This window comes from Achromobacter sp., assembly GCF_050285585.1.
Lineage (GTDB): Bacteria > Pseudomonadota > Gammaproteobacteria > Burkholderiales > Burkholderiaceae_B > Achromobacter.
The window spans coordinates 1-22,791 of sequence record NZ_JBLZXF010000012.1 but is presented as its reverse complement, the minus strand read 5'-3'; the positions used below and the strand labels follow the sequence as shown (position 1 = coordinate 22,791).

Sequence of the window (22,791 nt, the reverse complement as noted above, 5' to 3'; positions counted from 1 at the left end):
ATCCTGGCTTTGATCGTCGAAACCCTATGGAGATGTTTCACGTGAAACTCAAAAAAGAACTTTTTGGGGGTAGGGGTAGGGTAGGGTCAAATAAATCGTTTTTTATTCAATGCTTGATACTGCGCAATCCAGGCGGGCTATCAATACGGCCGATAGGCATGACGTCTGACAACAGGTGCGTTGTTCTGCGGCGCCTTGACCGCCCTGGTTTTGAACGAACAAAGAACGGACATGATGCTGAAATTGGCACGTCCGGAGCTCTTGTTTCACGTGAAACACGAGCTATTCCCATGGCGTTTGACCGCGGCATCATGTGACGTTTCACGTGGAACATTCAAAGGTACGTCCTGCATTTACGTAGGCGTGTGCGCGATGATGCGGCGTCCGCCACGGTCGCATGGAACTGCCTTCCAGTTGATTCGGTATTCCGCTGCGCCGTTTGCTAAATAATTCAAAGGGCCTGGCTTGGGTATTTGCTGTTTCACGTGAAACATCAACACCGTCAGGAGACGCGGCCGTGGGGTTGGAACGCGGCACATAGGGTTTGCTGCTTCGGCCCGAGGGAGGCCCGAAGGCGAGCGGTCGGTGCTGATCATTACCCTGCTCATACCAGGCGATGTTTCACGTGAAACATTGATGGTAAGGATAAGGCGAGCCGCCGTGGGAGAAGAATGGGTAACGGCCAACACCCATCAATGTCCGATTCACCTACATGCAGGCCAAGCGATATCCGGAAGACGCGGCACAGTGCGGCGCAGAATCTATGTTTCACGTGAAACATACCCGGAGAGTCAGCTGGAAAATGGGCGTCTGCACGAGCCGTACAGCCCACGGCGCACACACAACGGCTTCCCCTCCCTGCCGGATGGCTACACCGAACCAACGGCATGATCCCGAAGAGCAATGGTTCGGTGCGATGGAGCCGGGTGTGGGCGGCTGTCCCACTCTCTCTCTTGGCTTAGCTCGCAGCGAGAGACTGATTCATGGGGCGTGGCCCACGCCTGAAAGGCCCAGAAAGATCAATGCGGCCGGATGTTTCACGTGGAACATGCTTCGGAAACACCGGCAGATGCCGACATATTGTGCACCCATGAAGGCGCTACGTTGCCATTTGCCTACGGCCCCAGGCATCCGAATCGTCCCTTTGCTGCAGCGAAACATGTTTCACGTGAAACATGCAATCCCTGCCTCTATAATGAGCACCGAACGCTCTCTTACCTCCCCATCATGGACTATCCCCGCGCATTCGATGTCATCGTCGTCGGTGGCGGCCACGCCGGCACTGAAGCCGCATTGGCTGCCGCCCGCACTGGCGCCCAGACGCTACTGCTGACGCACAACATCGAAACCCTAGGTCAAATGTCTTGCAATCCCTCCATCGGGGGGATCGGCAAAGGCCATCTCGTCAAGGAAGTCGACGCCCTGGGCGGCGCAATGGCTTTGGCGACCGACGAGTCGGGGATCCAGTTCCGCATCCTGAACGGATCGAAGGGTCCGGCCGTACGCGCGACCCGCGCCCAAGCCGATCGCGTGCTGTACCGGAAGGCGATCCGCGGCCGTCTGGAGAACCAGCCTAATCTGTGGCTGTTCCAGCAGGCGGTCGAGGATCTGATGGTGGAAGGGGATCGGGTCGTGGGCGCCGTTACCCAGATTGGCCTGAAGTTCCGGGCCAAGACGGTGGTGCTGACCGCGGGCACCTTCCTCAATGGCCTGATTCACGTGGGCCTGCAGAATTACTCGGGCGGCCGGGCAGGAGATCCTCCCGCCATCTCCCTCGGACAGCGCCTGAAAGAACTCAAGCTGCCGCAGGGGCGCCTGAAGACGGGAACTCCTCCGCGGATCGACGGACGCTCCATCGACTACGGCGTGCTGGAAGAGCAACCGGGCGACCTGGATCCCATCCCGGTGTTCTCGTACCTGGGCAATGTCGCGATGCATCCGCGGCAGCTACCTTGCTGGATTACCCACACCAACGCCCGCACGCATGACATCATCCGCGGCGGCCTGGATCGCTCCCCGATGTATAGCGGAGTGATCGAAGGGGTGGGGCCGCGCTATTGCCCGTCGATCGAAGACAAGATCCACCGTTTCGCGGACAAGCAATCTCACCAGGTCTTCCTCGAACCCGAAGGCCTGGATACGCATGAGGTGTACCCGAATGGCGTTTCGACCAGTCTGCCGTTCGATGTGCAGCTGGAACTGATCCATTCTCTTCCGGGCCTGGAGAATGCGCACATCCTGCGGCCGGGCTATGCCATCGAATACGATTACTTCGATCCACGTGGATTGAAGAGCACGCTGGAGACGAAAGCGATCGAGGGCCTGTTCTTCGCTGGCCAGATCAATGGCACGACGGGCTACGAAGAAGCCGCCGCCCAAGGCCTGCTGGCGGGCACTAATGCAGCGCTGCTGTCTCTGGATCGCGAGCAATGGACGCCGCGCCGGGACGAAGCCTATTTGGGCGTGTTGGTGGACGACCTGGTTACGCGCGGCGTGACCGAGCCCTATCGCATGTTCACGTCCCGGGCGGAATACCGCCTGAGCCTGCGCGAAGACAATGCCGATCTGCGTTTGACGGAAATCGGCCGCCGGCTCGGAATCGTCGACGACGTGCGCTGGGACGCATTCAATCGCAAACGCGACGCGGTCGCCGCGGAAGTCGAGCGCCTGAAATCCTCCTGGGTGAATCCGCGGGTGCTGCCGCCGGAAGTGGCCGAACCCTTGTTGGGCAAGGCAATTGAACGTGAGTACTCACTAGCCGACCTGCTGAAACGGCCGAATGTTTCCTATGACGCCTTGATGGCCGCCCGCAATACGGACGGCACGCTGCTGGCCGGCCCCGGCGTGGCGGAAGACGAGGTGCTCGCCGAGCAGGTCGAAATCCAGGTCAAGTATGCGGGCTACATCGCCCGCCAGCAGGACGAGGTGCAAAAGCACATCGCGCACGAACAGCAGCCCATTCCCGCGGACGTCGATTACGACGCCGTGACCAGCCTGTCGTTCGAAGTGCGCCAGAAACTCAAGGCGCATCGTCCCGAGACCATCGGTCAGGCCGCCCGGATTTCCGGCGTCACCCCAGCTGCCATCTCGCTGCTCCTCATCCACTTGAAGCGCCTGCACTACGGCTCGCGCAAGCAAGCGGCATGAACCGGCCGGACCGCCCCAAGGGCGTATACCGTAGTGCGGAGCACGAAGGCTCTCCCATGAGCGCGCCCGAGCAGGGCGGCGCCGATATGGCTGGCCGTCTTTCCCGCGCATGCGAGCAGCTCGGGCTGGATGCCGGCGCCGGTGCAAAGGCCAAGTTGCTGGACTATCTGTCCCAGATGCAGCGCTGGAACCGCACCTACAACCTCACGGCAATTCGCGACCCGCAGCAGATGCTGGTCCAGCACCTGTTCGACAGCCTGGCTGCCGTAGGGCCCTTCAGCGAGGCGCTGGGCGCGCCCGACGCTGCAGCCAAGGTCTACGACGTCGGATCGGGTGGAGGCCTGCCTGGCGTCGTCCTGGCGATCATGCGGCCCGACTGGTCCGTGACCTGCGTGGATGCCGTCGAAAAGAAAACCGCATTCGTGCGCCAGATGAGCGGCGCATTGGCTCTGCCCAACCTGCAGGCGCGCCACGCGCGCATCGAAACGCTGGCCCCCGGCGAGTGCAACATTGTCACGTCGCGCGCCTTCGCATCCTTGGACGATTTTGCTCAACTCGCAGGTCGTCACGTGCGCAACGATGGTACCCTCGTCGCCATGAAGGGCAAGCTCCCCGAGGATGAAATCCAGGCGCTGCATGCGCGTGGGGAATGGCAGGTCGACCGTATTCAGCAGCTTCACGTGCCGGAGCTGCAAGCGGAGCGCTGCCTGATCTGGATGCGCCGTAGTCAAGGAACCCTATGAAGAACATACCCCCCAGCACGACCGCCCGCGTATTCTGCATTGCCAACCAGAAGGGCGGTGTGGGCAAGACGACTACCGCCATCAATCTGGCGGCGGGCCTTGCCACGCACAACCAACGTGTGCTGCTGGTGGACCTGGACCCTCAAGGCAACGCCACGATGGGCAGCGGCATCGACAAGAACTCGCTCGAATCGAATCTGTACCAGGTGCTGATCGGCGAAGCCGGTATCGAGCAGGCCCGCGTGCGGTCCGAATCGGGCGGCTACGACGTGCTGCCCGCCAACCGCGAACTCTCCGGCGCCGAGATCGACTTGGTGCAGATGGAACAGCGCGAACGCCAGTTGAAGGCCGCGATCGACACCGTCTCGGGCCAGTACGACTTCGTGCTGATCGATTGCCCGCCCACGCTGTCCCTGCTGACCCTCAACGGGCTGGCTGCCGCCCATGGCGTCATCATTCCGATGCAGTGCGAGTACTTCGCGCTGGAAGGTCTGTCGGACCTGGTCAACACGATCAAGCGCGTGCATCGCAACATTAACGACGACCTGCGCGTCATCGGCCTGCTGCGCGTGATGTTCGATCCGCGCATGACCCTGCAACAGCAAGTGTCCGCACAGCTCGAGGCGCACTTCGGAGACAAGGTCTTCAAGACGGTCGTGCCGCGCAACGTGCGCCTGGCCGAAGCACCCAGTTACGGCATGCCCGGCGTGATCTATGACCGTGCGTCACGCGGCGCGCAGGCCTACATTTCATTTGGTGCCGAAATGATCGAGCGCGTAAAGAAGGATTTGAAGTAAGCCGTATCCATGTCCACTTCCGCGCTCTTTGCTCCGCTACAGACGGCCGTCCGCCGTACGCCGCCCGCCGACGTACGCGATAGCCTGCGCGTGCGCCTGGAGGAAGCCGCATTGAACGCGACGGCGGTGGGCGCGCAGGTGCTTTATGATGGCTGGCTGGTGCGTTTCGCGCATTCGTCGGCCAAGCGCGCGCGCAGCGTCAATGTGCTGGGGTTATCCACACGTACGCTGGACGATCGGCTGGCGTATTGTTCTTCGTTGTATGCGCGCCATGGCCTGCCCATGGTGCTGCGCATTACCTCCATCGGCCCCGATTTTTCCCTCGACGCCGAGTTGGAGTCCCGCGGTTATACCTTCACCGACGAGACCCGAGTCATGTGCATGCCGCTCGCCCCCAGGACTTGCGTCAGGGGCGACCTGCAATTCCTTACGGTCGATGCCGGCCGCTTTGCGGCGGCGGTTGGGGAGATGCGCGGCTCGCTGCCCGGGCACGTCGAGGAACACCGGACGCGTCTTCTAGGGCTGGCTGTGGATATCCTGCCGGTGCTGGCGATGGACGCCGCCGGACGGAGCGTGGCCGCGGGCCTGGCGGCCCGCGACGGGGACCTGCTGGGCCTGTTCGACATCGTCACGGATCCGGCGCAACGGCGTAAAGGCTACGCTGGCGCCCTGGTGGAACACTTATTGGCAGAGGGCGCTGCCGGCGGCGCCACGACAGCCTATTTGCAGGTTGAGCCGGAAAATTCAGCCGCGCGCGCCTTGTATGGCCGCTACGGTTTCAAAGACTGTTACGCGTATTGGTACCGCTTGCCCGCCGAGCACGCGGAAGCCTGAGCCTGGCTCGAGATACAAAAACAGAAGGAAAGAGGATTTAACTATGGCCACCAAGAAACCCAAGGGATTGGGTCGCGGACTGGACGCCTTGCTCGGCGCAGACGCGCCCGCCATCGAAAACATCGGCAAGGCCGTGGCCAAGCCCGAGGGTCCGCCGTCCACCTTGCCCGTTTCGAAAATGCGCGCAGGCAAGTATCAGCCGCGCACGCGCATGGACGAAGGCGCATTGGGCGAGCTGGCCGAATCGATCCGCACGCAAGGCATCATGCAACCCATTCTTGTGCGGGCATTGGGCGAGGCCGCGCCTGGCCACTACGAAATCATCGCGGGCGAACGCCGTTTCCGCGCCGCCCAGATCGCGGGCCTGAAGGAAGTCCCCGTGCTGGTGCGTGAAGTGGCCGACGAGAACGCGGCCGTCATGGCGCTTATCGAGAACATCCAGCGCGAGGACCTGAATCCCCTGGAAGAGGCGCAGGGCGTGCGCCGGCTGCTGGACGAATTCGGGCTGACGCATGAACAGGCGGCCCAGGCTATCGGCCGTTCGCGTTCGGCTACGAGCAACTTGCTGCGCCTGCTCAATCTGGCGGCGCCGGTGCAGACCATGCTGCTGGCCGGCGACGTGGACATGGGCCATGCGCGCGCGTTGCTGGCCGTCGACGCGGCCACGCAGATCCAGCTGGCCAACCTGATCATCGCGCGCCGCCTGTCGGTGCGGGAGGCCGAAAAGCTGGTCGCCAAGACCGCCAAGGACGCCGACGCGTCCGCCTCGCCCAAGAAAAAGGCCAATGGCGCATCGCGCGACCTGACCCGCCTGGAAGAAGCCCTGTCCGATCATCTGGGCACGCGCGTCGCGCTGAAGGTGGGCGCCAAGGAAAAGGGCCAGATCGTCATCGACTTCCATGGCTGGGAACACCTGAATTCTCTGCTGGAGCGCCAGGGCCTGTCCGGGGTTGTGGATGCCTGATCGCGCGCTGCCTGTCATCGCGGTATTGGCGACGGGCGGCACGATTGCCGGCGCCCAGGCAGACGCGACTTCCGCGGGCTACAAGGCCGGGTCGTTTTCCGTCGGCGATCTGCTGGCGGCGGTGCCGCAGCTGGCCGGCATCGCCGACATCCGCGCCGAGCAGATCGCCAATGTCGGCAGCCAGAACATGACGCACGGCGTGTGGCGCGCCCTGGCCACACGCGTGGAGGCGTTGTGCCAGGACGCGTCGGTGGCCGGCATCGTCATCACGCATGGCACGGACACGCTGGAGGAAACGGCGTACTTCCTGAGCCTGGTCATCCGGCACGACAAGCCCATCGTGCTGGTGGGCGCGATGCGCCCGGCCACCGCGCTGGGGGCCGAGGGGCCGGCCAATCTGTACAACGCCGTGGCGCTGGCGCGCCATCCCGAGGCCCGGGGCCGAGGGCCGTTGGTCGTCATGAACGAGGACGTCCACTATGCCCGCGAGATCCAGAAGATCGCCAGCGCCGGCCTGTGCGCATTCGCCTCGCCCAATCGCGGCCGCGCAGGCGTGATGCACGGCGCCGCGCCGGTCTTCTATTCCCGCAACACCACAACCCATACGACAGAAAGCGAGTTTTCACTCGCATTGCTGGAAAAGGCCGGATGGCCCCGCGTGGACGTCGTCTACGCCCACGCCAATCTGCAGGCCGATCTGGTCGATTTTCTTGCCGGCGTGGCGGACGGCATCGTGCTGGCGGGCGTCGGGGACGGCAACGCGACCGACCTGGCCATCGACGGACTGCTGCGGGCGGCTACCGCCGGCGTGGCGGTCGTGCGCTCCAGCCGCACGGGCAGCGGCTTCGTGGCACGCGACGTCGAACTGGACGACGCCCGCATGGGATTCGTCGCCGCGCGCGACCTGAACCCGCAAAAGGCGCGCATCCTGCTGATGCTGGCTCTGTCGATCACGCGCGATCCGATGGCCTTGCAGCGCATTTTCGACCGTTATTGAATGGAGGCGGCGGCTAGGCCGCCTCGCCTTGCTGCGCCAGGCCGAGATTGGCCCTGAGCATGTCATAGACCTGCCGAGTCAGCGGATTGATCAGGTCACGCCTTATCCACAGGAAATACGTGACCTCCGGCAAGGGCGGCAGCCCTTCCTTCTCCCCCAGCACCCGCATCTCCGGGCCCAGCAGTTCCACGCTGCGCGCCGTCACGCCCAGGCGGGCCCGCAGCGCCGCCTTTATCCCCACCAGGTTCGGCGCCACGTAGTTGGTGTGCCAACGCACGCGCGCCTGTTCCAGCGCATTGAGGGCCAGGCGCCGGAAGATGCTGGGCTCATCGGCCAGCACCAGCGGTACGGGAGCGTGCACGTCGTGCACATAGTCCGCGGAGGCCAGCCACACGGTCGGCGACGTGCGCAGCGCCACGCCTTCGAAGTCCTGGTCGAAGCGGGTGGATATCGTGAGGTCGATTTCGCCGGCCCGCAAGGCGTCCATCAGGATGGGACTGCGGTCCGTGCGGATTTCCAGCTTCACGCGCGGCGCGGAGCGCGCGATATGCATGAGCAGCGTGGGAAGTATGGTGTCGGCCACGTCCAGCGGCGCGCCCAGGCGCAGGTCTCCTTCCAGCGGCCCGTCCTGCAGGGCGCGCAGCGCCTCGTCGTTGATGGCCAGGATATGGCGGGCGTACTCCACGAGGCGGCGCCCGTGCGACGACAGCACCTTGTTGCGGCCCTGCTTTTCGAACAGAGGCTGGCCTATGGTCGATTCCAGCCGTTGCATCTGCTGCGTGACGGCCGACTGCGTCTTGTAGAGGCGATTGGCCGCCTCCGAGAACGTCTCGTACTGGGCGATGGCGGTCAGCGTGCGGAGCAGGTCTAGATCCAGGTTGCGCATGGCTGGCTTAAAAGTATTAGGAACGCTAATGGGATATTAAGGCAATTTAAATTGTCCGGGGCCCAGCCGGCGGATACATTAAATCCGATAACGACTGAACCCAGGGAAAATTCAAGTGAGCAATCCGCATCCTCATCAGGCCGGCATCGACGGCGCCATCGGAAATATTAAGAAAACTGTAGGAAATAAGGGGCTGAACCGGGACAGCCTGAAGGCGGTGCTCGACGAACTGATCGCGCTGGCCGGCCACGCGGACTGGTGGGCGGCGGACCGCTATCCCGCGCCGGAGGATGGCGAGCGCCAGGCGCGCTACCTGATCGCCGAGGATGCCGACAAGCGCTACGCGCTGTACTTGAACGTGATGCGTCCCGGCAAGCAGATCGTCCCGCACAATCACACGACATGGGCCTGTATCGCCGCCGTCGAAGGCGTGGAATACAACTACGTCTACGACCGCGTCGACGACGGTTCCGTGCCCGGCGTGGGCCGCCTGGAAAAAACGGGGACGGTCGTGGTGGGGCCGGGCGCCGGCATCGCCCTGATGCCCGACGATATCCACGCGGTGGAAATCCAGGGCGACAGCGTCATCCGCCACCTGCACATGTACGGGCGGGCGCTGGAAACACTGAACGAGCGCCTGGCGTTCGATCTGGAAGCCGGCACCTGCAAGGTCATGCCGATCGGCGTGCAGACTCGCCGCTGATCATGAACAAGCCCCTTCGGCCCGCGACGCGCCTGCTGCGCGCAGGGCGTCCCCATCAAGGCTGGGTCAATACGCCCGTCACGCGCGCCAGCACCTATGTCTTCGACAGCGTGCAGGCGTGGCGCGATACGCGCGCCCGCCGCGAAGAGGAACGCCTGCCATCCTATGGCGCGCGCGGCACCGACAGCACGCACGCACTCGAAGACGCGCTGGTCGAACTCGAGGCGGGCCACCGCGCCAAGCTATATCCCACCGGCCAGGCCGCCATCGCCACCGTGCTGCTCGCGTACCTGCGCACCGGTGACCACGTGCTCGTTACGGACGCGGTGTACGAGCCGGTGCGCCGCTTCTGCTCCGAACACCTGTCCCGGCTGGGCATCGACTATACGTACTACCGGCCCGACGGCGCCGGCGTCGCGGCGCTCATCCGGCCCAACACCCGGATGATCTATGCGGAGTCTCCGGGCTCCCTGACCTACGAGATGCCGGACTTGCCCGCACTCGCGGAACTGGCCCGGCGGCATGATTGCTGGCTGGCTGTGGATAACACCTGGGCGTCCGGCCTGCTCTACAACCCTTTGGCGCTGGGCGCCGATATCTCCATCCTGGCGGCCACCAAGTACCTGGGCGGGCATGCCGACGTGATGATGGGAGCGGCCGTGACCAACGCGCGCGCCTGGCGCGCCCTGGAACGCGCCACCATCGATCTGGGCCAGACCGTCGGCGCCGATGACGCGTTCCTGGTGTTGCGCGGGATGCGCTCGCTGCCGCTGCGCATGGCGCAGCATGCGCGCAGCGCGTTGCGCGTGGCGGATTGGCTCATGGGCCGTCCCGAAGTGGCGCGCGTCCTCTGTCCGGCCCTGCCGGGAGATCCCGCGCACGCCATCTGGAAGCGCGATTGCCGCGGCACCAATGGCCTGCTGACGGTGGAGTTTTCGGACCGACTCGGCGAGGCGGACGTCGAACGCCTGATCGACGGGCTGCGGCTCTTCGGCATCGGCGCGTCGTGGGGCGGTTTCGAAAGCCTCGTGCTCCCCGTGCGGCTCGACACTTGCCGATCGCTGCCCGACGCCATGCGGCGCGGCGTCATGGCGCGCCTGCATATCGGCCTGGAGGATCCCGACGACCTCATCGCCGATCTCGAACAAGCGCTGACCGCGCTTTCCCCAGTTTCACGTTCTCTCTGATTCAGATGATGCATCCCATCCAAGACCATCCTGTCGCCGACATCGATTCGCACACGCTCAAGCAATGGCTGCATGACGGTGGCGAGATCGCGTTGCTGGACGTGCGCGAACACGGCCAGTACGGCGAGTCCCACCTGTTCTACGCGGTGCCGGTGCCGTATAGCCGGCTGGAGGTGGACGTGGTGCGCCTGGCGCCGCGGCGCGACGTGCGGATGGCGATCTACGACGAAGGGGGCGCCGACGCCACGGCGGCGCGCGCCGCCCGCGCGTTGGCGGCGCTGGGCTATAGCAACGTGCACCGCCTGGCGGGCGGCATCGCGCAATGGCGGCAGGATGGCTATGCCGCTTTCGCCGGCGTGAACGTGCCCAGCAAAACGTTCGGCGAACTGGCCGAAGAGGTTTTCCACACCCCGCGCATCGGCGCGCGCGAACTTGCCGAGCGCCAGCGGCGCGGCGACGACCTGATCGTGCTGGACGGCAGGCCCTATGCCGAATACCAGAAGATGAGCATTCCGGGCGGCGTCTGCTGCCCGAATGGCGAACTGGCGCTGCGCGCCCATACGCTGGCCAAGAGTCCCCGGACCACCATCGTCATCAACTGCGCGGGCCGCACGCGCAGCATCATCGGCGCGCAGACGCTGATCAATCTGGGCGTGCCCAATCCCGTCTATGCCCTGGAAAACGGCACGCAGGGCTGGTATCTCGAAGACCTGGAGCTGGAGCACGGGGCGCTGCGCCGTTACGCCGACGACATCGCGCCGCAGGAGGTGCCCGCGCTGGCGCGGCGTTCCGCGGCGCTGGCAGAACGCCATGGCGTGCCCACGGTTTCCGCGGACGAAGTCCAGGCCTGGCTGCGCGACGCGACGCGCACCACGTTCCTGTGCGACGTGCGCAGCGCGGAAGAGTATCTCCAGGGCTCGCTGCCCGGCGCGCAACACACGCCGGGGGGTCAATTGATCCAGGCCACGGACCAATACGTGGCCGTGAGGGGCGCGCGCATCGTGGTGTTCGACGCCGAGGGCGTGCGGGCCCCCGTCATCGCCAGCTGGCTGCGGCAGATGGGCTGGGACGCCAGCGTCCTGAGGGAAGGCGTGCGCGCCACGCTGGAGCACGGCGCCGACGAGGGGCGGACCCCGCCGATCCGCCTGTTGGGCGACGCGGCGCTCGCCGCGGCGATCGCGCAAGGCGCGCAGCTCATCGATATCCGTCCTGGAATGCGCTATCGCGCCAAACATATCGCCGGCGCGCGCTGGGCCATCCGGCCGCGCTTTGACCGCCTGTCGCTGGACGCCACGCGTCCGGTCGTGCTGCTGGCCGAAGACGCCGCGCAGGCCGCGTGGGCGGCGCAGGACCTCGGCGCGCTGGGAATGAACGACATCAGCGCCAATACCGGCACGCCGGCCGGCTGGACCGGACAGGGCATCGCGCTGGAATCCACGCCCGACACGCCGTCCGACGCGGATTGCATCGACTACCTGTTTTTCGTGCACGACCGCCACGACGGCAACAAGGCCGCGGCGCGCCAGTACCTGGCATGGGAGACCAACCTGGTCAGGCAGATAGACGAACACGAACTTGCGGGCTACCGCTTTCCCGCCAGCTGAGGGATCGCCCCGGACGGGCCGGCTTGCGCCCGCCGACACGGCAAACGCATTCATTCTGACTTACGCCCCGCGGCCCGCGCCGCAGGGGTGCGGACGGTTCATGGCGAACCGAAATGCAACGGACGGCCGAGCATCCGGCCGCCAACACAAGGGGAAATCCAGATGAAGCAGATCGCATCGCACGTTTGCAGGGCCGCGGCCGTCGCCGGCCTGTTGTGGGCAAGCGCCGCCCACGCCCAGGCGCCCGCGCCTTTGGCCGACTATCCAAAGCAGGCCATCACCATTGTTTCGCCGTTTCCGCCGGGTGGCGGCAACGATGGCGTCGCGCGCCTCCTCGCGCAGGAGCTCGGCGCCATCACGGGCCAGAGCGTGGTTGTGGAAAACCGCTCGGGCGCCGGCGGCAACGTCGGCACCGCGCAGGTATCGCGAGCCAAGCCCGACGGCTACACCCTGGTGATGTCGCAGACCAGCGTGATGGCGGTCAATCCGCGTCTGTACAAGAACGTGGGTTTCGATCCGATCAAGGATTTCGCGCCCATCTCGCAGATCACGTCCGCGCCGCTGGTGCTCGTGGCGCGCGCCGAGAGCCCGTACAAGACGCTCAACGACTACCTCGATGCCGCGCGCAGGCAACCCGGCGTCATCACCTACGCAACGCCCGGAAACGGCACCATGAGCCATCTGATGGGGGCGCTGGTGTCGCAGAAGGCCGGAGTCAAACTCGTCCACGTGCCGTACCGGGGCGCCGCTCCCGCCATCACCGACCTGATGGGTGGGACGGTGGACATGCTGATTACCTCGCCGGCATCGGCCGAGCCGATGGTGGCGGCGGGCAAGCTGCGCATCCTGGCGCTCAGCCACGAGAACAGCATCGGCCTGTTCAAGGGCTCGCCCACGCTCAAGCAATCCGGCATGGACGGCATCACCGCCGACGACTGGTACGGCCTCTTCGCGCCCGCGGGCACCCCTGCGGAACGCATTGCCTATCTGGCGCGGGCTGTCGAGCAGGCGATGAAGTCGCCCAGCGTGATCGCGAAGATCAACAGCGGCGGCAGCTGGGCGGTGGGCAGCCGGCCCGACGCGTTCAAGACTCGGCTGCAGGAAGACACGGTGTATTGGGCCGGCATGGTAAAGGCCGCCGGCGTGTCGCTGGATTGAGGTCCTGCCTCATACCGCCAGGATGCGCCCGACCGCCGATTTCAAGGCGGCGTAAGCCGGCGCCTTCTGCGCGCTGGCGTTGGTGACCAGATGGTCTATCCGGTCGGCGCGGCAGTACGACACGCGGCTGCAGAGTCCGATTTTGCTGAAATCGGCCAGCAGCACCAGTTGCTTGGCATTGGCGGTCATGGCGCGCGCCACCTCGGCCTCGCGCAGGTCGTAGTTGGTCGCGCCGCACTCCGCGTCCACGCCAACCGGCGACAGCAGCGCCAGGTCGGCGCGGTAGCGGTGGATCTCGCCGATCGTGATGTCGCCTGCGGTGGCGCACACCGGGCCGTCTACCGAGCCGCCCAGCATGATCAGCTGGTTGGCGCCGCTGCCGGCGGTGCCTATCTTCAGGGCCACGTCGAAGGAATTGGTGATGACGGTCAGGCCCGACAGCTTGGCCAGTTCGTCGGCCAGCACGCTGGTGGTGCTGCCCGCGTCCAGGAACAGCGTCTGGCCGCTGGAGACCAGTCCGGCGGCCGCGCGGGCGATGGCGCGCTTGTATTTGACGCGGGTATGCACGCGTTCCGCGATGGGCGGCTCGCTGTGGACGGGCACCGCGCCGCCATGCACGCGGCGCAGCTCGCCCATGGCCTCCAGCTCCAATAGGTCTCGCCTGACCGTTTCCCGGGATACCCCGAGCTCGCCGACGATACGGTCGGTCGATACCTGCTGCAATGAAGACAGCAGGGCGCGGATTCTCTGATACCGCTCTTCTTGCCACATGTCCGATGCTTCCTAGTCTATGCCCGCCGCCGTGCGGCCCAGGCAATCAGCGCGCGCAACACCAGCAGGGAACCTCCAACGACCAGCATGATAAGCGTTGAATAGGCCGCCGCCTGCGATACGAACCCCGCTTCGTCCAGTCGCAGGACAGAGACCGGCGCGACGCTGACGGACGGAGTGACCAGGAAGATCACCGCCGAAAGGGTAACCATCGATCGCATGAACAAAAAGAAGAAGACGCCCAGCACGGTGGGGCCGATCAACGGCAGCACCGCGTCGCGCAGCACCCGCAGCGTGCCGCCGCCCAGGCAGCTGACCGCCTCCTCCAGGGCCTGCGGCACGGCGCGCATGCCCGTCATCATCGTCAGGAACCCCTGCGTATGGTAGTGGTAGAAGTTGCACACCGCGATCAATGCGGCGCTGCCATAGAGCGCATACAGCGGCGTGCCCGGCGCATTGAACGCGAAGATGTAGGACAAGCCCAGGACCAGGCCCGGCACCCCCACCGGCAGGACCGCCAGCATGTACACGGGCTTGGCCCACGCGCGCGGGATGCGGCACACGCCGAAGCTCAGGAAGAACAGCAGCAGCACCCCGCCGCCCGCCGCCGCCAGGGACAGGTACAGGGAGGTCCAGAGCGGCGCATAGCCGCCGCTGACGGTAATGTCGTAATGCTTGAGCGTCCATTCCATGCGGTAGGGCCAAAGCCGCATGAAACTGGCGAACACCACCGTGGCCACCGTGACGATGATCGCGCCGCTTGCCAGCAGCACGGCGGCGCCGAAGGCCGCGTCCCGGCCCCGCGCGGGGAGCGGCGTGACTTTCAGGCCGCTGGGCGAGGCCGAGCCGAACTGGCGCTGCGAGGCCACGCGCTCGATCTGCACGGATATCAGCGAGGGCAATAGCAGCAGGATGCCCACCACGGATCCCATGCCGAAGTTCATCTGCCCGGACACCTGGCTGTAGATCTCGGTCGCCAGCACGCGGTAGTTGCCTCCGATCACCGCGGCATTGCCGAAATCGGTGATGGTGATGACGAACACGACGAAGGCCGCGCTGAGCAGGCCGAATTTGCAGTTGGGCAGGGTGATGTCGAAGAACTGGCGGGCGCTCGACGCGCCCATGACTTCCGCGGCGTCGTAATAGCGTGCGTCCATGTTGCGCAACGCCGCCTGCAGGATCAGCACGGCCTGGGGCAGGGCGTAGAACACATTGGAGATCAGCAGGCCCCAGAAGCCATAGATATCGATTTCCCAACCGGTCCAGCGATGCACCAGGCCGTTGCGCCCCAGCAGGAAAATCAGCCCCAGCCCCTGCACCAGGGAGGGAGCCAGCAGGGGCAGCACCAGCGCCACCCGCACGGCGGCCTTGCCGCGCATGCAGCTGCGGTCCAGGCCGTAGGCAATGGCGAAGCCCAGCACCATGCTGACGGCCGTGGTGGCGAGGCTCATGACCAGGCTGTTCAGCGTTGCGGTCAGGATGCCCCGGGTAGCGAAGACCTCGGCATAGTTGCCCAGGCCGATCGAACCGTCTTTTTCGACCAGGCTGTTCCAGGCGACGGTCGCGAGCGGGTAAAGGAAGAATAGCGCCAGGCCCGCCATCGGGATGCCGACGCAGGTCCACAGCAGCAGACGGTCCGCCGACCAGGGCGCGCGCCCGGTCGGCGCGACGATGGCCGTGCCGGCCTGGGCGGCGCTCACGCGGGAACTCCGCAATGGCCGCGTACGCGCTTCATACGCTGACCCAGGCGCACTGGCCGGGTTCCGCGTCCAGGCGCACGGGGGCCCCTCGCGACAACCCCGCCGCGCCATGCTGCTCCACGACCAGTTCGCGCCCGCGCCAGGCGACGCGCAGCCGGGTGAGATTGCCCATGAAGGTCATGTCCTGCACGCGGCCGGCGCCGCGTTCGTCCGCGGCGACGCGCAGGTTTTCGGGCCGCAGGCAGGCCTCATAGCGTTCACTGGCCCCTTCGGGCCGCGTCGCCAGCAATTCAGGCATCGCTTCGCGCACCCAGTCGGTCGGCAGCAGGTTGCTCAGTCCCACGAAATTCGCCACGAAGCGCGTGCGGGGCCGCAGGTACAGATCGGCCGGCGAGCCCACCTGCTCGATGCGCCCATCGTTCATGCAGACGATTTTGTCCGCCAGCGTCAGCGCCTCTTCCTGGTCATGCGTCACCATGATCGTGGGGATTTTCAGGCGGCGCTGCACGTCGTGGATCTCGGCGCGCATGTCGGTGCGCACGCGCGCGTCCAGCGCGGACAGGGGCTCGTCCAGCAGGATCAGCGCCGGGTCCACGGCCAGCGCGCGAGCCAGGGCCACGCGCTGTTGCTGGCCGCCCGACAGCTGATGCGGATAGCGTCCGGCATGATCGGGCAGCTTGATCAGCGTCAGCAGTTCGCCGACCCGCGATGCGATGCGGTCGCGGCCTTCGCCGCGGATGCGCAGGCCGTAGCCTACGTTCTCGGCCACGGTCATGTTAGGGAACAGGGAGTACGACTGGAACACGATGCCGAAGCCGCGCTTGCGCGCCGGCAGCGCGCTCAGGTCCCGTCCGCCGAGGGTGATGGCGCCGCGGTCGAACGGCAGCAGCCCGGCCACGATGCGCAGCAACGTAGTCTTGCCGCAGCCGCTCGGGCCGAGCAAACAGACGAACTCGTGTTCGCCCACGGACAGGTCGATGTCTTCCAGCGCGACCGAGCCGTCGAAAGTCTTGCGTATCCCGCGCAATTCCAGGTACATGGCGTCTCCCAGGACGGGCCGCGGCCGGCGCCGCCGTCAGCGCTTGATGGTTTCCTGCCAGGTCTTGATCGTGGCGTCGCGTTCCGCCGCCGATTTCTGGAAGTCCACCGGATACAGCACCGCGCCCAGGTCCTTGGGCAGGCCCGCCGCCTCCGCCGCCTTGTTGGGGGCGGCGCCGGGGATGGTGACGAGCTCCTTGTATTTGCTGTAGAGGCCGCCCGCCTGTTGCGAGAGCGTCCAGTCCAGGAAGCGCTTGGCGTCCGCGGGATTCTTGGCCGTCTTCATCAGGCCGGAGGCCTCGAGTTCATAGCCCACCCACTTGGCGGGGATCACCATCTTGATGGGATAGCCCTCTTCGATGGATTGCATGGCGGGGAAGGCGAAGGACACGCCGATCGCGTACTCGCCGGCGCGCGCCATCTTGCAGGGACGGGAGCCGGACGGCGTGTACTGCGCGACGTTCTTGTCCAGGTCCTTGAGCAGCGCCCAGCCTTTCTCCTGGCCCAGTCCCTGCAGCAGCGCGACGATCTGGAGATAGCCGGTGCCGGAGGCCGCCGGGCTGGGGATGACGATCTCGCCCTTGTAGACGGGCTTGGCCAGGTCTTCCCAGGACGTGGGCATGGGCAGGTTCTTGGACTTCAGCCTGTCGGTGTTCACGCAGAAGGCGGCGACGTAGCCGGTGGCCGCGAACCATTTGTTGTCGGTGCCCTTGTACTTGGCGGGCAGGGCGTCGATTCCCTTGGCCGCGTACGGCTCCAGGAGCTTCTGCAGGCGCGGATCCAGCATGTTGCTGACGGCGAATCCCCAGATGACGTCCTGCTGGGGATTCGACGCCTCGGCGATCAGGCGGGCGCCCAGATCGCCTGTGGACAGGCGTAGCACGTTGACTTTGACGTCGGGCATGGCCGCGTTGGCCGCCTTCAGGTAGGCCGCGATCTCGTCTTCCTCAAGCGCGGTGTAGACGGTGATCGAGCCGGCGTGCGCCTGTGCATAACCTAGGGAAATTACTGCAACCACAAGACTGAGCTTCTTCATACATTGCATGATGGGACTCCAGTTGGAATACACGGCAACGGTGGCGAGCTACGTATGCGGACTGCGGCCTGCAAACCTCGTTACGAGTTGCAGTTTTAGGTATGTTTGCAAATTTGTGGCAACGTGTCTAGACTGGAAAAACCAGGATGCGGGCATTTTTTTCGCAGACGCATCCGCCCGCGCCACGCCCGGAGGCATCGTCGATGCAAACTTCATTGCCGTTATCCGCGCCGCAGCTCGCCGCCTATTCCGCATTCGCCCAGGCGCTGGCGGACCAAGTCCGGCCCTTGTCGCGCAAGTGGTTCCGGCACCCGCTGTCGGTCGACACCAAGGCGGACGACAGCCCGGTCACCCAGGCGGACAGGGAGGTAGAAGCCGCCCTGCGCGAAGCGATCTCCCGGGAATACCCCGATCACGGCATCTTCGGCGAGGAATTCGGCGCCTCGCACGCCGAGGCCGAGCTGGTCTGGTCGCTGGACCCGATAGACGGCACGCGCGCCTTCATCTCAGGCAATCCGCTGTGGGGCACGCTGCTGGCGCTGTTACACCGGGGCAAGCCCGTGCTGGGGCTGATCGACATCCCCATGCTGGACGAGCGCTGGATGGGGGCGGCGGGCGCGCGCGCAAGCCTGAATGGCGAAGCCTGCCGCGTGAGCGGCTGCACCGAATTGCGCCAGGCCATCCTTTACGCCACCTCGCCCGATATCTTCGCCGGCGCGGAGCTGGCCGCCTTCGACGCGCTGGCGCAGGCCGCGCGCATGCGCCGTTACGGCGGCGACTGCTACAGCTATGGGCTCCTGGCCAGCGGCCATGTCGACCTGGTGGTCGAATCGGGCCTGCAACCGTACGACTACCTGTCGCTGATGCCCGTGATCGAAGGGGCCGGCGGCGTTATTACCGATTGGTCGGGGCAGCCGCTGGGCCTCGAATCGCAGGGCCGCGTCGTCGCGGCCGCCACGCCACAGCTGCATCGCCAGGCGATGCGGGTGCTGGGGGCTGCCGTGACTTGAACGCCGCGCCGCCCGCCCGCAGGTCAACGCAACGCTTCAGCCACAGCAAGGTGAACGAGCATGCATGCACTAGGGGTAGCAACGGTGGAAGACGCGGAGCGGCTGGTGCAAGCCAGCACGCTCTCGCACATCAAGGTCGGTCTGTCCGACATCGACGGCGTCATGCTGGGCAAGTATCTGCGCCGCGACAAATTCCTGGGCGCGTTGCGCTCGGGCCTGGCATTTTGCGACGTCGTATTCGGCTGGGACCTCGACGATCAGCTGTACGACAACACCCAGTACACCGGCTGGCATACGGCCTATCCCGATGCCAAGCTGAGGATCCTCCCGCATACCGGCCGCAGGCTGCCCCTGGAGCAGGGCCCGGGGGGCGAGGACATGCTGTTGTTCCTCGCCGAATTCGAAGGGGAAGCGGGCGCCATTTGTCCGCGGCGCCTGCTGCATCGGGTCCTCGACCGGGCGGCCGCCATGGGCTACGACGCCTACGCCGCCCTGGAATACGAGTTCTTCATGTTTCGCGAAACCCCGCATTCCGTGCGCGCGAAGAACTACCGCAACCTCGAGAACTGGACCCCGGGAAATTTCGGCTACTCCGTGCTGCGCAGCACGGTCGAAGGCGATTTCTACCGCAAGCTGCTGGACATGTGCGAACGCATGGATATGCCCATCGAAGGCTTGCATACCGAGACCGGACCCGGGGTGCTGGAGGCCGCCATCGCGGTGGACCTGGCCGCGGCGGCGGGCGACAAGGCGTTTCTTTTCAAGACGTTCACCAAGGCCCTGGCGCAGCAGAACGGCCTGATGGCGACCTTCATGGCGAAATGGTCCCACGATCATCCGGGCCAGAGCGGCCACATCCATCTGTCCCTGCGCGACAGGAAGACGGGGCGTTCCGCATTCCACGACGAATCGCGGCCGCACGGCATGAGCGCGACGCAGGCATCCTTCATGGCGGGCGTGCAGCGCTACCTGCCCGAATTCATGTCCCTGTACGCGCAGACCGTCAATAGCTATTCGCGGCTGGTGCCCGGATACTGGGCGCCGCTGGACGCCACATGGGGCATGGAGAACCGCACCACCGCGCTCCGGCTCATCCCGGGCAGCGATAAATCGCAGCGCGTCGAGGTGCGCATCGGGTCGGCCGACGCCAACCCCTACCTGGCCTTGTCCGCCGCCCTGGCCTCGGGCCTCTACGGCATCGAACAGGGCCTGTCGCCGGAGCCGATGGTACAGGGCAACGCCTACACCCAGCAGTTTCCCGCCCACTTGCGGCTGCCGGGCACCTTGTGGGAGGCCGCCCAGCGGCTGCGCGAATCCGAGGCCGCGCGCCATCTGTTCGGCGATGCGTTCGTGGCGCACTACGTGGCGACCCGCGAATGGGAAGAGCGGCAATTCCGGCGTCACGTCACCGACTGGGAACTGGCGCGCTACTTCGAAATCATCTGATCCCCGACACACGCTTGCACAGGGCAGCCATGACTCAGGAACTCATCACCATCAGTCCCATCGACGGGCGCGAAATCGTCCGCCGTCCCTACGCCAGCGAAGCGCAGATCGCGCAGGCGCTGGCCGGCGCGCAGGCCGCGCAGCCGGCCTGGCATGCGCTGGGCGTGGAGGCGCGGGGGCGCATCGTGTCCGACGCGGTGGACCGTTTTGTCGCGGCCAAGGACGAGATCGCGCGCGCCATCACTGTCCAGATGGGACGGCCGTTGCGCTACACCCCGGGCGAAGTTGCGGGTTTCGAGGCCCGCGCGCGCCACATGATCTCGATCGCGAGCGAGGCGCTGGCGCCCATACAGGTACCCGCGCAAGCGGGCTACACGCGTTTCATCAGCCGCGAACCCATCGGCGTCGCGCTGACCATCGCGCCGTGGAACTATCCCCTGTTGACCGCCGTGAACAGCATCGTGCCCGCGCTGATGGCGGGAAACACCGTCATCCTCAAGCATTCCGACCAGACGCCGCTGTGCGCGGAGTTCATTGAACGTGCGTTCCGGGAAGCCGGCGCGCCCAACGGCGTGTTCCAGTATCTGCACGCCAGCCACGACATCGCGCAGCGGCTGATCCGCGCGCCCGAGATCGGCTATGTGTCTTTCACCGGCTCGGTGCGGGGAGGCCGCGCCGTGGAGGAGGGGGCCGCCGGGCGGTTCATCGGCGCCGGGCTGGAGCTGGGCGGCAACGATCCGGCCTATGTGAGGGCGGACGCCAAAATCGACCATGCGGTCGAAACGCTGATGGACGGCGCCTATTTCAACTCGGGCCAGTCCTGCTGCGGCATTCAGCGCATCTACGTGGCGCGGCCGCTGTACGACGAGTTCGTGGAACGCGCCGTCGCCCTGACGCAAGGCTACGTGCTGGGCGATCCGCTGCATGCCGACACGACGCTGGGGCCCGTCGTGCGCGCGCGGGCCGCGGCCGAGATTCGCGATATCGTCGATGAAGCCGTATCCGCCGGCGCCAGAAACCTGATAGATCCTTCATATTTCAATAAAGCGAGCAAAGACTCGCCTTATGTCGCGCCGGCCCTGCTGACCCAGGTCGACCACGGCATGCGCGTGATGAACGACGAATGCTTTGGCCCGGTGGTGGGCATCATGGCGGTCGACAGCGACGAGGAGGCCATTGCGCTGATGAACGACAGTCCATATGGGTTGACCGCGGCAGCCTTCACGCAGGACCAGGACGCCGCCCTGCATATCGGCAGCCGGGTCCAGGCGGGCACGTTCTTCATGAACCGGTGCGACTACCTCGATCCTGCCCTGGCCTGGACCGGGGTCAAGAATTCCGGCCGCGGCGTCTCGCTGTCGGTGGTTGGCTACGAGCAGCTCACGCAAGCCAAGTCCTTTCATCTGCGCAGCGTCTGACAGGGCGCCTACAGGAACCGAACCATGACCGTGCCCAGCGTAAATTGGAATTACCCCACCGCCATCAAGGCCGGTCCCGGCCGCATCAAGGAGTTGCCGGACGGGTGCCGCGCGCTCGGAATGACGCGCCCGTTGCTCGTGACGGATCCGGGGCTCGCGGCCCTGTCGATGGTGGGCGGCGCAGTGGCCGCCTGCCGGCAGGCGGGCCTGGAATGCGGCCTGTTCCATGAGATCAAGGGCAATCCCACCGGCCGCAACGTCGACGATGGCGTGGCCGCCTACCGGCAGGGCGGTCATGACGGCGTGATCGCGCTGGGCGGCGGATCCGCGCTGGACGCGGCGAAGGCCATCGCACTGATGGCAGGGCAGAAGCGCCCCTTATGGGACTTCGAGGACGTGGGCGAGAACCACCTGCGCGTGGATGTGGCCGGCATGGCGCCGGTGGTGGCGGTGCCGACCACCGCGGGAACCGGCTCCGAGGTGGGGCGCGCCTCCGTGATTACCGATGAGTCCGCCGAGGTCAAGCGCATCATCTTCCACGCGCGCATGCTGCCGGCCATCGTGATTCTCGACCCGGAGCTCACGGTCGGGCTGCCGCCGGGAATCACGGCCGCGACCGGCATGGACGCGCTGTCGCACAACCTGGAGGCGTACTGTTCGCCGTTCTTCCATCCGATGGCGGCGGGCATCGCGATCGAGGGCATGCGCATGATCAGGGAATACCTGCCCCGGGCGGTGGCCGATGGCAGCGATCTGCAGGCGCGCCAGCAGATGCTGGTCGCTTCCAGCATGGGGGCCACCGCCTTCCAGCGCGGCCTGGGGGCGATGCACGCGCTGGCGCATCCCCTGGGGGCGCTGTACGACACGCACCACGGCACCTTGAACGCGATACTCATGCCTTATGTACTGAAGGCCAACCAGCAGGCTGTGGCGCCGCGGCTGGAGGCATTGGCGCGCTACCTGGACCTGCCGGGCCAGGGGAGCGGCGCGGTGCTGGACTGGGTGCTGGCCTTGCGGGAGTCCCTGGGCATCCCCCATACGCTCGCGGAAATCGGCATCGACGAGTCCCAGGCCGAGCGGGTGGGACGCATGGCGGTCGAGGATCCCTCGGCCGGCACCAACCCCGTCGCCTACACGCAGCAGCAGTACGCCGATCTTTTTCGTGCAGCGATCCGTGGAAACCTGTAAGCTACGCCCCCTCTGCGCGCAAACGCGGAGTCGCTCTGAACGGGATTTTGAATATTTCGTCCGAATCGTTTGACACCGGATCTGAAAGTGTTCATAATCTCGAATTCTCTGGAGGGGTGCCCGAGTGGTTAAAGGGGGCAGACTGTAAATCTGTTGGCCTTGCG

General features: G+C 65.7%; 19 protein-coding genes. 14 read left to right on the top strand and 5 right to left on the bottom strand.

The window, feature by feature from the left end; genetic code table 11:
• Nucleotides 1-1,227: 1,227 nt before the first annotated feature.
• The 6 genes from mnmG to ACN6PJ_RS17495 are packed head-to-tail and all read left to right on the top strand — an operon-like array spanning nt 1,228 to nt 7,482.
• Nucleotides 1,228-3,147 carry a tRNA uridine-5-carboxymethylaminomethyl(34) synthesis enzyme MnmG gene (gene mnmG / locus ACN6PJ_RS17520; RefSeq protein WP_427997120.1) on the top strand — a complete coding sequence of 640 codons (1,920 nt, stop codon included), beginning with the start codon at nt 1,228-1,230 and terminating at the stop codon, nt 3,145-3,147.
• Between the two features lie 56 nt (nt 3,148-3,203).
• Nucleotides 3,204-3,890, top strand: coding sequence for a 16S rRNA (guanine(527)-N(7))-methyltransferase RsmG (gene rsmG / locus ACN6PJ_RS17515; protein ID WP_427997119.1), 687 nt, complete (start codon nt 3,204-3,206; stop codon nt 3,888-3,890).
• On the top strand, nt 3,887-4,687 hold the full coding sequence (locus ACN6PJ_RS17510) for a ParA family protein (RefSeq protein ID WP_427997118.1): 801 nt from the start codon (nt 3,887-3,889) through the stop codon (nt 4,685-4,687). Before rsmG ends, ACN6PJ_RS17510 begins: the two co-directional genes overlap by 4 nt.
• Nucleotides 4,688-4,696: 9 nt before the next feature.
• Complete coding sequence (locus ACN6PJ_RS17505; protein ID WP_427997117.1) at nt 4,697-5,521, top strand: GNAT family N-acetyltransferase; 825 nt, start codon at nt 4,697-4,699, stop codon at nt 5,519-5,521.
• 43 nt (nt 5,522-5,564) lie between these two features.
• Nucleotides 5,565-6,485 (top strand): ParB/RepB/Spo0J family partition protein, encoded by a 921-nt coding sequence (locus tag ACN6PJ_RS17500; RefSeq protein ID WP_043542590.1) that lies wholly within the window; start codon nt 5,565-5,567, stop codon nt 6,483-6,485.
• Nucleotides 6,478-7,482 (top strand): asparaginase, encoded by a 1,005-nt coding sequence (locus ACN6PJ_RS17495; protein ID WP_427997116.1) that lies wholly within the window; start codon nt 6,478-6,480, stop codon nt 7,480-7,482. The genes ACN6PJ_RS17500 and ACN6PJ_RS17495 overlap by 8 nt, the downstream gene beginning before the upstream one ends.
• A gap of 13 nt (nt 7,483-7,495) precedes the next feature.
• On the opposite strand, the gene ACN6PJ_RS17490 is transcribed toward ACN6PJ_RS17495, so the two are convergent.
• Nucleotides 7,496-8,368 (bottom strand): LysR substrate-binding domain-containing protein, encoded by an 873-nt coding sequence (locus tag ACN6PJ_RS17490; RefSeq protein ID WP_427997115.1) that lies wholly within the window; start codon nt 8,366-8,368, stop codon nt 7,496-7,498.
• A 115-nt stretch (nt 8,369-8,483) separates the two neighbouring features.
• On the opposite strand from ACN6PJ_RS17490, the gene ACN6PJ_RS17485 reads away from it, so the two are divergent.
• The 4 genes from ACN6PJ_RS17485 to ACN6PJ_RS17470 all read left to right on the top strand — a co-directional run bounded on the left by ACN6PJ_RS17485 (nt 8,484) and on the right by ACN6PJ_RS17470 (nt 13,020).
• On the top strand, nt 8,484-9,071 hold the full coding sequence (locus ACN6PJ_RS17485) for a hypothetical protein (RefSeq protein ID WP_427997114.1): 588 nt from the start codon (nt 8,484-8,486) through the stop codon (nt 9,069-9,071).
• A gap of 2 nt (nt 9,072-9,073) precedes the next feature.
• A complete protein-coding gene (gene metC, locus ACN6PJ_RS17480) occupies nt 9,074-10,258 on the top strand; it encodes a cystathionine beta-lyase (RefSeq protein ID WP_427997113.1) in 1,185 nt (394 codons plus the stop codon).
• Between the two features lie 5 nt (nt 10,259-10,263).
• Entirely contained in the window at nt 10,264-11,862 is a 1,599-nt protein-coding gene (locus ACN6PJ_RS17475) for a rhodanese-like domain-containing protein (RefSeq protein WP_427997112.1), read from the top strand.
• Nucleotides 11,863-12,024: 162 nt separating this feature from the next.
• Nucleotides 12,025-13,020 carry a Bug family tripartite tricarboxylate transporter substrate binding protein gene (locus ACN6PJ_RS17470; protein WP_427997111.1) on the top strand — a complete coding sequence of 332 codons (996 nt, stop codon included), beginning with the start codon at nt 12,025-12,027 and terminating at the stop codon, nt 13,018-13,020.
• A 9-nt stretch (nt 13,021-13,029) separates the two neighbouring features.
• Here the strand turns inward: ACN6PJ_RS17470 and ACN6PJ_RS17465 are convergent, their stop codons facing one another.
• Genes ACN6PJ_RS17465 through ACN6PJ_RS17450 form a run of 4 tightly spaced genes read right to left on the bottom strand, consistent with a single transcriptional unit; the run spans nt 13,030 to nt 17,574 of the window.
• The gene (locus ACN6PJ_RS17465; protein WP_427997110.1) at nt 13,030-13,791 is read right to left on the bottom strand and encodes a DeoR/GlpR family DNA-binding transcription regulator; all 762 of its coding nucleotides are present in this window, start codon (nt 13,789-13,791) and stop codon (nt 13,030-13,032) included.
• A 17-nt stretch (nt 13,792-13,808) separates the two neighbouring features.
• Nucleotides 13,809-15,491, bottom strand: coding sequence for an ABC transporter permease subunit (locus ACN6PJ_RS17460; protein WP_427997109.1), 1,683 nt, complete (start codon nt 15,489-15,491; stop codon nt 13,809-13,811).
• 31 nt (nt 15,492-15,522) lie between these two features.
• A complete protein-coding gene (locus tag ACN6PJ_RS17455; protein ID WP_427997108.1) occupies nt 15,523-16,530 on the bottom strand; it encodes an ABC transporter ATP-binding protein in 1,008 nt (335 codons plus the stop codon).
• A gap of 36 nt (nt 16,531-16,566) precedes the next feature.
• Entirely contained in the window at nt 16,567-17,574 is a 1,008-nt protein-coding gene (locus tag ACN6PJ_RS17450) for an ABC transporter substrate-binding protein (RefSeq protein ID WP_427997107.1), read from the bottom strand.
• A gap of 194 nt (nt 17,575-17,768) precedes the next feature.
• Between ACN6PJ_RS17450 and hisN the strand changes: the two genes are divergently transcribed.
• The 4 genes from hisN to ACN6PJ_RS17430 are packed head-to-tail and all read left to right on the top strand — an operon-like array spanning nt 17,769 to nt 22,627.
• A complete protein-coding gene (gene hisN / locus ACN6PJ_RS17445) occupies nt 17,769-18,575 on the top strand; it encodes a histidinol-phosphatase (RefSeq protein WP_427997106.1) in 807 nt (268 codons plus the stop codon).
• A 60-nt stretch (nt 18,576-18,635) separates the two neighbouring features.
• Nucleotides 18,636-20,021 (top strand): glutamine synthetase family protein, encoded by a 1,386-nt coding sequence (locus ACN6PJ_RS17440; protein WP_427997105.1) that lies wholly within the window; start codon nt 18,636-18,638, stop codon nt 20,019-20,021.
• Between the two features lie 29 nt (nt 20,022-20,050).
• Nucleotides 20,051-21,439, top strand: a complete 1,389-nt coding sequence (locus ACN6PJ_RS17435) for an aldehyde dehydrogenase family protein (protein WP_427997104.1) — start codon at nt 20,051-20,053, stop codon at nt 21,437-21,439.
• 24 nt (nt 21,440-21,463) lie between these two features.
• Nucleotides 21,464-22,627, top strand: coding sequence for an iron-containing alcohol dehydrogenase (locus ACN6PJ_RS17430; RefSeq protein ID WP_427997103.1), 1,164 nt, complete (start codon nt 21,464-21,466; stop codon nt 22,625-22,627).
• Nucleotides 22,628-22,791 lie beyond the last annotated feature (164 nt).